The following is a 14,539-nucleotide window of genomic DNA, read 5'->3' as shown; positions in this document are numbered from 1 at the left end:
TCACAGACCTGTTTATTAATTCAGCATAAACACTATAGCTTTAATTTCCATCGGGTTTAATTGTCGAAGAAAAAGGTGTCAATGGAATATGAAATGTCTCGAACGCATCGGGATGAGCCGGATTATAATTTCGATATTCCTTTTTAATGTATTTTTGGATGGGTAAATTCGCTTCAATTATACCACTGACTATACAACGGGCTATCTGATAGCCTCCATAGGGATTGAAGTGTGTATTGTCTTCCAAAGCTTTTTCCTGATCGGGAAATGTTCCGGCTGCATAATGTACAAATGCCTTTTTAGAACCTTCTACTCCCCATGCTTCGTACAGATCTTTACTCATATTATTGAGATTGATCAAAAGCACATTTTCTTCTTTAGCTAATAAACGGACAGCATTAGGATATTCGCCGTGCGTATTGATTACTTTTCCCTTTTCATCAAAACTTCGGCGGTGCATAGATGTTACCAGTACAGGGTTTGCACCTTTTTTACGAGCTTCATCTACCAAGTATTTCAAGTCACTTTTGTAGCTTGTGTAGGGGCCTTTACCCTCGCCTTTTTGTTTTTGATCGTTATGTCCAAACTCTATAAACAGATAGTCACCTTTCTTTATCTTGGTTAATAGTTTGGCGAAACGTTTAGACGAAACAAACGTATTTGCCGCCTCACCCGATTCGGCATAATTGGCAATAGCCACTTTGGATGTAAAGAAAAGCGGAAACATCTGTCCCCATCCGCACCAAGGTTCGTTGGCTTCATCAACAACAGTTGAGTTTCCGGCTAAGAACAATGTTACCAAGTTATCTGCCGATTTTATTTCAATACTTTGTACCGATGGATTGTCGCCATTAAATTCGAGAGTCAACTTATTATCCCAAATAAGTTTGCCTATTTCACGGGGTTTTATCTTAACCGATTCGGTTTCCGAGATCTTTGTATTACGGATATTTACAGCAAACTCATGTGTGATAAATTCACCTTTTTTTGTCTCTATATTTTTGAGCATCAATCTACGAGATTCGGCTTTTACAGTTGTATTACTTGAAGCATCTTTACTTCCCAATACCACTCTCACCAAATAGTTACCCTCAGGTACATCTACCGAGAAAAAAAACGGCTTTCCATCATTCGGATGTGTTCCTAAATCGTAGCCATAACCGCCTGCAATATACATATGATCCGGAGCAATAGTAGTAAAACCTTTCTGGTGTTTATCTTTTGTCAGATTAAATTTGTAATCTACCGCCATATTAGTACTTACTATTCCTAATAAACACAGAACTATTATAAGGGCTGATTTCATATTTTCTATTACTTATTTCAAATAAAAAACTTCTTTCAAAGATTTCGACACAGGCGAATTATCGGGATTGGTTTCCATAATATCTGCCATATATGCCCACCATTTCTGAACAACAGGATTTTCTCCCAACGATTGAGAAGAACCTCCCTCCACCTTTTGAGAAGCATAGAGGACATTGGTTTCTTCGTCCCAAAAGATACTGTAATCGCTGATACCTGCTTCTTTTAGAAGAGATTTTAATTCATCCCATATTTCGTTGTGACGTTTTTCGTATTCAGCCTCTTTTCCCGGCTTTAAGTACATTTTAAATGCTTCTCTTTTCATAGCCACTATTGTATAAGATTGTTATTTTCTAATAATATATTTTTGAAGCCTGAAATCGGGTAAAGCCAGCAGTCCGTCAACAACCGATTGCCCGTTCATCAAAGCTCCATCACGAGTAGTGTGTACATTGTCTTTATAGAGTTCCTTTACTTTGCCCTGACCTAAAGCATCGCATTTTTGTGCTGTCAGGTCATTCAGATCGATAAAAGGGACATTCTCCTGTGCTGCAACTTCTTTTGCCCATTTGGTATATGTTTCGGTCATACGGTTCAGCTTGCCATCTGTCCAATGATTTCCGGGTGTAGGTGACAATACAACCGGATAAGCTCCTTTAGCTTTTGCCTGACGGATATAAATACGCAGGTAGTGACCGAATGTATAAACAGTTTCTGCACCTCCGTTACGTTCCATTATTACGGTTTCCGATTCATTGCCAATACCTTTCAGCGAGGCTCTGGCACGACCTGTATTTAACGAACCTCCATCGTTATGTCCGAATTGTATAAACAGATAATCTCCTGCCTGAATACCCGGCAATACTTTATCCCACAATCCTTCAGTAAAAAATGTACGGCTGCTTCTTCCGCCTAAAGCATGGTTCTCTACAGATACTTTTGTTGTATCGAAGAATTGTTCGAAGAAGCTTCCCCATCCCCATTGATCGTTATCGCCGTTTCCTTTTCCATTTTTAACGGTAGAGTCTCCAATCAGAAATAAAACGGGTGCTGTTGCATTTTTACGTGAACTACCCGATACTATGTCCTGCGGACGTGAAGGATCACTCACACTGAAAATGGGAGCAGTGGTATTTTGTTTTTCTGAGTAATATTGCACTGCACTGTCGTTCATTTTGGGATAGAAATTATTCAATAAATTGATAATCTCAGCTCCTGCCAATAATACAGGCCCATAACCATGTGCAGCGTATACGTTTACAGGACGATAGTAATAAAATGCAGGATCGAAAGCCATACCCGTGCCCACACAAGTACCTTCGACCTGCCCTTCGCTGTTTATTTGGGTAGACACGGCATGCCAAGCCAGATTGGCTACAGGCGCATAAGCGATGGCATCGATCCACCCTTTGTTGACGGCTCGGGCAATACAATAGGCATAAATAGCCGTTGCCGATGTTTCGGGGTACGAATCGTTCCGATCTATCAATTGATGCCAGAAGCCGTCTCCCGATTGATAGGATGTCAAGCCTTTTATATGCTCTTTTAATTGAGTCAATACTTTTGATCGTTCGGGATGATTAGCGGGCAATACATCCAATACCTCAACCATGGTGAGCAGTGCCCATCCGTTTGCCCTTCCCCAATGGAAGGCGGGGTGCTCTTCGGACGATTCCACCCAACCGTGCATATATAAGCCTTTCTCTTTAACAAACATTCGTTTCGAAAACTGAAGTATCTGCTTTACCGCCTCATTGTAATATTTACTTTCGCCTGTGAGCTTACCCATTTGAGCAAGAGCAGGAATACTCATATACATATCGTCGAGCCAAAGGGTATTCATTTGTGGGCGTTTACGGGCAAATGTACCATCATAGAGACGGTATTCGCTATACATGATATAGTTGATATAATTGTCGATAAGCGGACGAAGGTTATATTCGGATTTAGTTTGCTCCAACTTAATCATTGAAGCACACATTGCCCCTGCATCATCCAGAGCATGAGGTGTGAGCATTTGTTTCATCTGAGGATCAATCACACCGTAATCGTCCATCAGTTTCTTGAAATGAGGTGCAACATCCGACAGAAATTTAAACCTGTCGTTCACATAGTCAAAATAGCGTTTATCTCCTGAGGCGGCAGCCATTTCGAGCATCCCCGAATAAGTAACTCCCCACTCGTAACTTGCCAAACGGAAAGCACCTTTTTCGAGTTCGGAGTTGCTATCCATTTTTGAATAATCGGTAATTACTTTCCTTGTTTTCTTGTCGATTACATTGGTGGGAGTGGATACCTCAAGATAAGACAAAACTCTATCTAACGATTTCTTTACTTCATCTTTTGAGATCATCCCGTAAGGAACTTTATAATCGGAAGCCAATAGATGCAAAGGTGTAGTAGAATCGTTTATTTTATCCTCTTTTTTCTGAGCGGAAAGGACTCCACTTATCAATAGGAAAACTAAAAGCGAGAATATATTCAAAGTGTATTTCATGGTCTTCGTATATTTATTGCAAAATAAGGATTTCCATACTTTCCGAAACATGGAAAATTATTCAATTACATAGAATTTAAGGCTTCTATTTTGTTTTTGCACCTAAGGTTACATACACAGAATCTGAAAATTGATAGCCTCGATAAGTAACGACTAATTGTATAAGTGTACGCTTTCTCAGGGGAATATCTTTTGATGTTACCAACCTACTGCGACTCTCTCCACCTATCGACCACAAGTAACTGTCATAATTCATCCCTGCATCCAATAACAGTTCGGTAGCATCGGTTACAAGTTCTTTTTCGGGAAATATCTTACCCAGATCAGCACCCATATAAAATCCGGGTTGCGTAGGCTGATTATAGGCTACGTTTTGAGTAGCCATACTTATCCTGTAAATCGGGTCTTCCAAGAATGTATGGAAACGATATTCGGTAGGATATGTTGACACATACAATCTCAGGTTGTTATTATCTTCGGTTCTCAATAAAACCTCTTCACGCCAATCGCCCACAATATCGCCTTGTATGGCTGGAGTAGCTTTTGTTCCATTGTTCGAAACGCATCCCTCGGCAGTAAGCAGTGTTTGAAATCCGCCGTTCTTATAATCGTATTTTGTTATTTTGTTTTTATCGAGCAACTCACGAAGTAAATCTCCATCCCACCAACAAGCCATATTTACCGATATGTCTTGCATAGCGGTATCAATCACCTCGCCTTTTATATTCCGGATGCCTTTGGACTCCCACGACCACATTTCAACTCCGGGATAATTAGGGTCGATATCGGCTGCCATACATCGACCTACATCCGTAGATGAAGATACCTGAAACAGTATTTCGCCTGTTCGTGCATCACGGTAAGTAGAACCATCCCGTTTATTTTCGTGGCAATCCCAAACTTGTAATCCTCCCCTTTTCGGGTCGAAAACGGTCAGATGAATAGCATCACCGTGTCCTAATTTAGTATTATACAGACCTGTCCCATCGTGATCTATGGCACACGATCCGTATATAATTTCGTCGCAACCGTCTCCATCCACATCACCTACTCTGAGGTTGTGGTTTCCCTGTCCTGCATACGACTCATTACCGGGAGTATTCGAATCGAAAGTCCAGCGTTTCGTTAGTTTTCCGTTACGCCAATCGTAGGCTACTAATACTGTTCGGGTATAATAGCCTCTACACATGACTACACTTGGATGCTCGCCATCGAGATAGGCAATAGCCGCCAAATACCGATCCATACGATTTCCTTTATCGTCGCCCCAACTCATTAACTCACCTCTGGGCGGATCGTAAGGAAGGGTTTCCATCGCCTTGCCTGTCTCACCATTGAAGATGGTCAAGTACTCATTTCCCGATAGAATAAAACCATCTGAATTTCGAAAGTCCAACTTTGCATCTCCTATAATATTACCCGATCCGTCAACCGAACCATCGGCGGTTTTCATTACTATTTCGGCTTTGTTATCCCCATCCAGATCATATACCATAAACTGCGTATAATGTGCTCCTGCACGGATATTTTTACCGAGATCTATTCGCCAGAGTTTAGTTCCGTTCAGTTTATAGCAATCAATAAATACATTTCCTGTATAACCCTTGTGTGAATTATCATGCGCATTAGATGGATCCCATTTCAGGATAATTTCATATTCGCCGTCACCATCTACATCACCGATACTGGCATCGTTGGGCGAATAAGTATAGGCTTGTCCATCGGGAGTAACCCCATCTTTAGGTTTATCAAGTGGAATATTTACATAACCCACAGGGGCATTTGCAGGAAGGGTATATTTTTGTTCTTCTTTCTCAATGCCTTTTGCAAATGATTTTATTACATAAGTTTGCTCACTGCCAGAAGCTGTTTTGTCTTCAAAGAAAGTCCCTTCGGTTATTGGTTTATCATTTATTTTAGTTCCGTTTCGATAGATATTAAAAGATATATCCATAGGATCGGACGAAAGATAACGCCAACTCAGGAAATTTGTTTGATTATCTTTTTTCACAACAACCAATCCTCTATTGAGCTTCTCCCGTTTAAGTTTTGTAAAATCATAATTGGGCTGTGCCGAAACTGATAATGTAGAAACCATGAGAAACAAACATACAACAAGGTATAGTAATTTATTATTTTTCATATTTTCAGGTATTTCGATTTTTTCTTGGTAAAAGACAAAACTAAGCCCTCTTATAATTTTCGGACTTAGTCTTGCCTGAGATTTTCAAGATTGCAAACCGGTCTATTGGTTTAGCAAAATATAAGAATAAATATTTTATCTACTTAATAACCGGGATTTTGCATGGCTTGTTTTTCTTCTCCGCTCAACGGCTTTCCATTCTTATGAATAGCATCCAAAAACGATTGAGGTATAGGACGAAGATAATGTACACCTTCTTTCGGGTTTGTATCGTCGTTAAAGACTTTAGCTCTTGTAACCAGTGTCTTTGTTCTTGAGAGATCTTCCCAACGCAACAATTCTCCGACAAGCTCTCTTGATCTTTCGTTCAAGATAAAGTGAAGGAATTTTTCGGCTTGTGAAGATGCTCCGACTTCTGTATAAAATTCTTTTGTCGAATTAAATATATCAGTTGTACTATTCAGATGCAGTGCCGATAATGAAGCCGTAGTTGTTACCGGTATGTTATTAGACTCATAGTAAGAATTTATTTCCGAATAAGATGTATACTGTGCTGCGTTAGCTACGGCATTATTCTTATAGGCTGCTCCTCCATCCGAGTAAACGGTTCGGTCTTCACCCTCTTTATAAGCTGCTCTGTCTCTCACTGCATTGATATAAGGTAATGCCGCATCGTATTGACCGTTGCGTCCATAGGCTTCGGCTGCAATAAGATAGGTTTCGGCCAAACGAGCTAAAATTCCATCGCGACAACCAAACTGTGATGCTACTGAGATACGCGATCCATCTAAAAATTTGCTCATTGTCACATAGCGGCTTGTTGTATAATTGCCATGTTCGCTCATTAAATTGGGGGAGTCTCCATCGAAATAACGTACAAACATGTGTGGGGCACGGTATTTAATGCTTTCTTCTGTATACCTTTTGTCTCCTGCATTATTTACGATATACAGAATCGATTGCTGCCCTCCTGCAAAACGAGGTTTTCCTACAAGTTCGGGCTTAGGTGCATATTTAGCCTCCCAAACCGGAGCACTTGCCGGCTTATTACAAGAATAACTGGTTTTAAACGATTTCCAGAATCGAGAATCGTTCACCCGGTCAAACACATCCATGGAGTAATCGGTAGTTCTCATCCTCTGAAATTCACGACCTCCGGGAATATCGCGTTGCATTCCTGCCAAGTTTTGATAAATCGAAGGATAGTACAGATGCACTTGATTTCCATAACGTCCCTGTGTAGCCGTATTATTGGAGAACTCTGCTGCCAGAATAATCTCAGGTAGTTTTTCATTTGCACCGTTCACTGTTGTATAATTCCACAATTCGCGGAAATCTTTAGCTAACGAATGTTTTCCACTATTGATTACTATATCTGCATATTTGATGGCATTGTCTAGATCCTCATTTTTTGTTGCCGAATTCCAATCGCTGTAAAGCTCGCTGGCACGGGTAAGATAAGCTTTTGCTAAAAAGTGAGCTGCCGCCCATTTAGTAAGACGACCTTGTTGGGCAGGTGTAGCGGGCAATAAATTATAAGCTTCGGTAAAATCCTTAATAATTTGTTCGAAGACCTCGGGTGCTGTATTTCTGCCAAATTCAAATTCGACAGTCACAGAAGGTTCCAGTTTGAGAGGTACTCCGCCAAACTGCCTCACCAGCTTAAAATAATCGAAAGCTCTCATAAAATGCCCTTCTCCTAAACGTGTATCCCGATTGGGTAGATTTCCGTAATATAGAGGCACGTTTTTTATCAGAATATTAGCACTGGCTATATTGCTGTACATATTGTCCCAGACATTAGCAGCATATGCATTCAACGAATTTAAACTGGCATCGTATGTGTTCCACATCTGCTCCGAACGGTCTCCTCCGACCGAAAATTCGTCAGTACCGTAATTGGTGGTAGCGTAAGCCCAATTATAATTAAAGTGAAATCTGAGTCCCTGATACATTCCTGTTGAAAGTCCGTCTAAACCTTCGGGGGTTTCAAAAGACTGCAAACTCAATGATGTTGTTAACTCTTCATCCAAAAAATCGGAGCAAGACGGCATCAGAACAACCGTAGATGTTGCGATTATGCAACAGTATACTATATTTTTTATATTTTTCATGCTTTTCTCTTTTAAGTAAAAAGGTCTGAGACCTTGTTTGTTTTAGAATCCGATATTCACACCGAAGATTATTCCTCTATTGAAAGTGGAGCCTCCTAAATCGGGATCAATCCAATCGATTTTAGAGTATAATAATCCCGGGTTTCTGAATTGTGCAAACAGCTTCAAATTAGTTACGCCCAAGTTTGATAAGGTTTGTTTGGGGAATAGATATCCTAATGAAATATTACGCAGTTTGATAAACGAACCGTCCTGATAATTCATCGAACTTTTGAATTCATCACCGGATGCTCTGTCGTAATTAGGAGCAGGATAATCATTGGTAGGGTTTGTAGGTGTCCAATAATCTAAGAGACGTTGAGCAAATCGCCCTTGCAGAGATTCGGCTCCGGTTTCCATCATGAAATTCCAACGGGAGAAGATAAAGAATGATAGTTCCCAGTTTTTATATGTAAAAGTATTTACAAGACCTGCTGTCCAGCTCGGATTTTTTTGTCCTACAATCTTACGGTCGTTATTGGCATCAATCTTGTAATCGCCATTCTGATCTACAACCTTTATACTACCGGGTTTGAAAGCATGCCCGTTTGCATTGAATTTCTCCATTTCAGCTAAATCTTCAGGCGTATTTTGCCAGATCCGATCTTTCTCATAGTCATAAAAAACACCTAAACGTTGTCCGATAAACCAGTTGTTAGCAAGAATGTCTTCTTTTCCATTTGCCAACTCTACTATTTTATCTTTATTAGCCGAAAAATTCAAGTTTGTAGACCATGAAAAATCTTTGGTTTCGATATTTACCGAGTTCAATGTCAAGTCAATCCCCTTATTAGAAGTCTTACCTATATTTGTCCACACACGCGTATATCCCGTTACGGATGGAATGTCTCTTTGCATCAACAAATCGCTGGTGGTAGATGTATAAAGGTCTAAATTACCGGTAAGACGGTTATTAAAGAAACTAAAATCAAGTCCAAGATTCCATTGGGTAGTACGTTCCCATCCTAGATTTTTATCGGGCATCACAATAGGGTCTTTCATGGAAGGATCGGACTGAACATACCCCGGAGCAACCAATGCTCCCCATGTATAATAAAGAGTTTCTATTCCCCCTTTAGTCTGATAAGCAGAGATCGCAGAGTTACCCGTAGAACCAACGCCTAAACGCAATTTCATTTGATTGATCCATGTCTGGTTTTTAAGGAATTGTTCTTCATCCAAACGCCAGCCAATGGCAGCCGATGGAAAAAAGTCCCATTTATTACCTTCTGCCAACTGAGATGCTCCATCCCAACGAGCCGATGCAGTCAACATATATTTACTGTTAAAACTGTAATTGGCACGAGCCATATAGGACAACAATTGAGTTTCTACCAAACCCGATCCGAATGCATCGAGTGCACTAACTGAGTTCAACTGATTCCATAGCTGACTATTCCAAGGAAGATTACTGGCTGTCATGGTCGAAGTTTCTTCATGAAACTTAGAAGAACTTTGCAACAAGGTTATTCCCAGATTGTGTTCTTTATTAAATGTTTTATCATAATAGATTAAGTTATCTAATGTCCACGATAGTCGTTGTGTTTTATTCAATTGTGCATAATTGGTAGAACCGGGTTCTCCTGCACCTCTGTTAGAGGATCTTTCATCCATAAAACGCCCGTTTCTGAAATTATAAAAATCGGGACCGAAATTGATGCGATAACGCAATCCTTCCATAAACTTAATCTCGGCATAAAAACTTCCCAGAGTACGTAAAGTTGTACGTTCGTTTATCACATATTTATCGTCACCTATCGGGTTTAAGATATTAACATCACCACCCGGCATATTGATACGGTTACCGTTTTCATCAAAAGGTACTGCATAGGGCAACATGGCCTGAGCGGCAAAATACAAGTTACCGGGACCGGTTGCATTAGATGTTGAGTAGCCGTAATTCTGCACGCTCCATGTACCTGTAATAGAAGCTCCTAACGAAAACCACTTGGTCGGATTTACATCGGTACTTATTTTGACATTGTAACGCTCAAAATCCTGTCCTTTTTGGGTTCCTTCCTGATTCAGGTATCCAAAAGAAGTGTGTGTTCTCATTTTATCGGTACCACCACTTGCACTTAAGGTATGCTCGTGAGTCAATCCGGTTCTTAATACCATATCTGTCCAATCGGTAGTAGGTATCAAACTTCCGTGATAAGTTCCGTTAGCCCATCCTTTTTCGATATTTGCCCATGCAATCGGGTCTTGCCCGAATATTGCTTTGTCAGCCTCAATAGTAGGAGTTTCGGGATACGTATTTTTTGCCGCACGGCGGAAAGCATCGCGACGGAATTCTACATATTGTGGAGAATTCATCATCGTTGTCCGATCATACATATTTTCAAAAGTTACTATTCCCGAATAGTCCAAAGTCATTTTACCGCTTTTACCTCTTTTGGTCGTTACCAAAACAACTCCATTGGCTCCTTTTGAACCGAATACGGCTGTTGCCGAAGCATCTTTGAGTACATCTATTGATTCTATATCGAGAGGGTTCAGTGCTTCGATACCTCCTGATGCAAGAGGAATTCCATCCACTACATACAGAGGCGAATTACTTGCATTCAAAGAACGGCTACCACGAATTAGTATTTTACCCAGTTCTCCGGGGCGTTCGTTAGAAGTTATATCCACACCAGCTGCACGCCCCTGCATAGCTTGCAAGGCATTTGCCACAGGTAGTTTCCGTATATCTTCGGAACTCACATTTACCATTGCACCCGTAACGTCACTCTTTTTCATAATACCATATCCTACTACCACTACTTCATCGAGTAATTTAGCATCCTCTTTAAGTATCACTTTTATTTGTGACTGTCCACTTACCGGAATCGATTGTTTGATATACCCTATATAAGCAACATCCAAAACATCGGAGGCATTTGCCTGGATCGAAAATAATCCATCCAGATCGGTTATTGTTCCTACCGAAGTACCCTTTACACTAACCGAAGCTCCGATTATAGGCTCGTTATTTTCATCATAAACAGATCCTTTGATTGTTTTCTGTTGTGCATACGAAACAACAGACAAAAGCAAAAAGATCATCGTCAAAAACATGTATCTTGTTTTGAATACAAGACATTGATTCGTTTTTAGTTTATTTCTCATGGATTTTTAATTTAAGTAATTCTTAGATCAGGTTTTTCTCTTCCGATTCTGTGATCGGGAATTAAGGTTTGTTTAATTTTTCATGGCTCTTGTGTTTATATTTATTAAATCATCGACGAAAGTAGGCTACAAGACTATCGGCACAAATGTATTTTTGTACAGAAGCATAGAAAATAAGACTTTAGGATCATTTATAGGGCTTCATAAATCTCAGCCTCTACAATACGGAGCTGTCCTTTAGCATCTAAGGCTTTAGGATCTTTATACAAATCGAGCTCTTTTGTTCCCGTAACTTCCACAATACCGCCAAAAGCGTCCTCATCGCTGCTTTGCCCCATTAGCTGAATCTTAACAAAGCGTCCTCTTGTCGGTTTTATGGGAATAGAAATGTAACCCAGGCTCTTTTCGGTGTCGCCTCTGTAAACTTCAACATCATCAACGGTAATAATGATCGGATAACTGCGCATTCTCCATCCTGTGAGTTTGAGTTCTATTTCAGATATGGTTGCATCCCGTTCCAATTCGTATTTTATCCATCCTGTACGGATATTTCCATCGTTAGTCCATTCCGAGAGTTCGTTATCATCGTAGCTGAGCTTTGCTTTATCTTCGTTGCTGCCTGCGGTTGCTGCAACAATATCGATACTTTGTCTGGAAGGTTTAAAAGACGCTCCTACAGGAGTTTTACCTCTCTCTAAATTAGAGGGTTGATATTCGCCACTGATATATTCTGCAAGTCCGTCTTTTTGTTTAAAGGGAATAGATTCGAAAGAAACGGTAGCCGGTTTCAAGCCTTTCGCCGATGCTGTCAATGTAATTTTTCCCGAAGTGTTAGTTGATCTTACTAATACACGATTGACTCCTGCTTCGAGAGGTAATTCTTTAGATAATATATAATTATCTTTGCCTTGTGCAATGCCTCCACGCCATTCGGCAGCTCCCGAAAGTGAGAAAGAAGCCAATACTTCGGAGGTGGGACAACGGTTTCCGTCTTTATCAATTGTTTCGACTTCAATCAGTGCCAAGTCTGCACCATCTGCTTTAAATCCATCGGGGGCGTGCATTACTTTCATTTTCAAAGCGACAGGATCTCCTGCCGTTTTTATTTCGCTTCTGCTTAATATCGTTTTATTATTGTCATAACTTATAGCTTCAATTTTGCCTGCCTGCCATTGTATATTTTTAAATGTAAATAAAAACTGATAGCTCCGTTCGCCCATCCCTTGCGATTGCCCGTTAATAAATAATTCGACCTGATCGCCCGACGATACTACAAACACATCTTTTACGGTTTGAGGCGTATAATTCCAATGTCCGACAATATGAGTGCGATGGTTTTCGACATCTACCCATCCATCCCACATCACCCGATGGGCATAGAAAGCATCCTTAGGAATACGCATGGCATCGACTTCGCCGCTTCGCCTGTAATTTTCAGCACCCCGATAATGGGTATTGGAATCCGAAAAGATAATATTTGTACCTCCCGAACTTACACGCTTCCCTCTTCCGGGACGTACTCTGAAATAGTCGTACCAACGAGCAACTGTTTCTTTTGCAAACGAATCCTGATTGTGATTATACGCACTTGCGTCCTGCCCTTTATGCAAAGGACCATCGCCATTTTTGTGATAAGGGGGAGTAAATTCATCCCAATATTTACGGAGTGCCTCATCTCTGCAATACTCTGTTGCCCACATGGGTATATGGGCACTTTTATTTATGTAAAGCATTTCGCCTCCATACTCTGCAATCTTACTGTCCAACATTTCACGTGAACCGATGGCACGTCCTCCATAAGGATCGTAACGATCTCTTACAGCCTTCATGCCTGCCATATGTTCCTCGCTGATAGATTCATTGCCCGATTCATAGAAAAGAATACTCGGATTGTTGCGATTGTAAATAATGGCATCTCGCATCAGCTCAACACGTTGCTTCCACTGTCTGCCTGTAACATCTTTTTCGGCATCTCCGGCAGGCATAGCTTGTATAAGCCCCACTCTGTCACACGATTCTACATCCTGTTTCCACGGGGTTACGTGCATCCATCGAACCAAATTACCATTGCCTTCGACAATCAACCGATTGCTGAAATCGCTCAGCCAAGCAGGTACAGACATACCCACGGCAGGCCATTCGTTACTGGTACGCTGGGCATAGCCTTTCATTTGCAAAACACGATCGTTTAGCTCTACCATTCCATTTCTGAAAGCGGTTTTACGAAAACCTGTTCTCGTTTTCACCACATCTACGGGAATATTGTCTACATAGAGAGTTGTATATACATTGTATAAATAGCCATATCCCCAACTCCAAAATTCAAGATTATCAACCAAACTATTCACTCCAATAGTTTTGGTTTCTCCTGCTTTTAAGTCAATGGACGATGATTTAATCTTTTTTATCACATGACCGTTCATGTCTTCTATCTGCATTTCGAAGCTGACTGCTTTATCTACCGAATATTCATTCCTGACTTCCGATTCTGCAAATACCTGAGCGTTTTTTTTGCTAATGTTTATTTCTCGTGCATAAATATATGTTCCTGTAGTTTTGAGATTACTATACAGAGGAAGAGTCTGATATACTTTATCTGTCACATGTAGAAAGACGTTCTTGGGAATACCTCCGTAGTTTGCATTGAAATTTATATTATTCCACTGATAAGTAGTACCTGTGGCACGCTCGGCATATTTCCACGAATTATCAATGCGGACAGCTAAAACATTTTCTTTGTTCCCGAAAAAAACATCGTCAGTAATGTCAAAACCGAAAGCCATCACGCCATTTTCGTGTATACTTATCTGCTTGCCATTTAAGTAGAATTCTCCTGCAAAACGAATACCTTCAAATTCTAGGAATATTTTCTTTCCTTTATCTTTTGCTGGTAGTTTAAAATGCTTTCGATACCACACAATACCGGTTGTATGATCTTCAATGGGCAGTTTAAAAGCATCGTCTTCATTAAAAGCTCTGGGCAATGTGATTTTACTCCATGAAGCATCGTTAATATCGACTTTTTGACCGCCTTCAACATCTCCTGTTTTTAAAAGCCACTGAGAATTAAAGTTATATTTCACCCTTTGATTTCCTTTCAGAGTGGGCATCGCCGAACTACTGATTGCTGAGAGGATAAAGAGTATCACAGACAATATTTTGGGAAAAGTTCTCACATATTGTTTCATGGTAATTGTGTTTTTAGATTTAAGGTTCATCAAAAGTATCTTCATAAAACGAAACAAAACATGGAAATTTGTCCATTCAACTATATTATTTGACACTATTAATTCACATGTCAGTTTTTCTTTTAAATTTGAATACGAAACC

The 14,539-nt window shown here is 40.3% G+C and carries 7 protein-coding genes and 1 pseudogene; all 8 read right to left on the bottom strand.

What is annotated here, in order from left to right:
• Nucleotides 1-40: 40 nt before the first annotated feature.
• A complete protein-coding gene (locus tag G7050_RS11105; RefSeq protein ID WP_166115320.1) occupies nucleotides 41-1,306 on the bottom strand; it encodes a rhamnogalacturonan acetylesterase in 1,266 nt (421 codons plus the stop codon).
• Nucleotides 1,307-1,318: 12 nt separating this feature from the next.
• Nucleotides 1,319-1,630: an L-rhamnose mutarotase gene (rhaM, locus tag G7050_RS11100; protein ID WP_166115318.1), complete on the bottom strand. Its 312-nt coding sequence runs from the start codon at nucleotides 1,628-1,630 to the stop codon at nucleotides 1,319-1,321.
• A gap of 21 nt (nucleotides 1,631-1,651) precedes the next feature.
• Entirely contained in the window at nucleotides 1,652-2,416 is a 765-nt protein-coding gene (locus tag G7050_RS17930) for a rhamnogalacturonan acetylesterase (RefSeq protein ID WP_255499306.1), read from the bottom strand.
• Nucleotides 2,408-3,802: pseudogene (locus G7050_RS17925) on the bottom strand (glycoside hydrolase family 105 protein); the annotation flags it as partial. The pseudogene G7050_RS17925 and the gene G7050_RS17930, both read right to left, overlap by 9 nt.
• An 85-nt stretch (nucleotides 3,803-3,887) precedes the next feature.
• On the bottom strand, nucleotides 3,888-5,945 hold the full coding sequence (locus G7050_RS11090; RefSeq protein ID WP_166115308.1) for a rhamnogalacturonan lyase: 2,058 nt from the start codon (nucleotides 5,943-5,945) through the stop codon (nucleotides 3,888-3,890).
• A gap of 143 nt (nucleotides 5,946-6,088) precedes the next feature.
• Nucleotides 6,089-8,059 carry a RagB/SusD family nutrient uptake outer membrane protein gene (locus tag G7050_RS11085; protein ID WP_166115306.1) on the bottom strand — a complete coding sequence of 657 codons (1,971 nt, stop codon included), beginning with the start codon at nucleotides 8,057-8,059 and terminating at the stop codon, nucleotides 6,089-6,091.
• A gap of 42 nt (nucleotides 8,060-8,101) precedes the next feature.
• The gene (locus G7050_RS11080; protein WP_166115303.1) at nucleotides 8,102-11,209 is read right to left on the bottom strand and encodes a TonB-dependent receptor; all 3,108 of its coding nucleotides are present in this window, start codon (nucleotides 11,207-11,209) and stop codon (nucleotides 8,102-8,104) included.
• Nucleotides 11,210-11,400: 191 nt separating this feature from the next.
• Nucleotides 11,401-14,397 carry a DUF4982 domain-containing protein gene (locus tag G7050_RS11075; protein ID WP_166115284.1) on the bottom strand — a complete coding sequence of 999 codons (2,997 nt, stop codon included), beginning with the start codon at nucleotides 14,395-14,397 and terminating at the stop codon, nucleotides 11,401-11,403.
• Nucleotides 14,398-14,539: the final 142 nt, after the last annotated feature.

The organism is Dysgonomonas sp. HDW5A (genome assembly GCF_011299555.1).
Taxonomy (GTDB): domain Bacteria; phylum Bacteroidota; class Bacteroidia; order Bacteroidales; family Dysgonomonadaceae; genus Dysgonomonas_A.
Note: the sequence above shows the minus strand (reverse complement) of the source record. Positions and strands in the feature narration are given on the sequence as shown.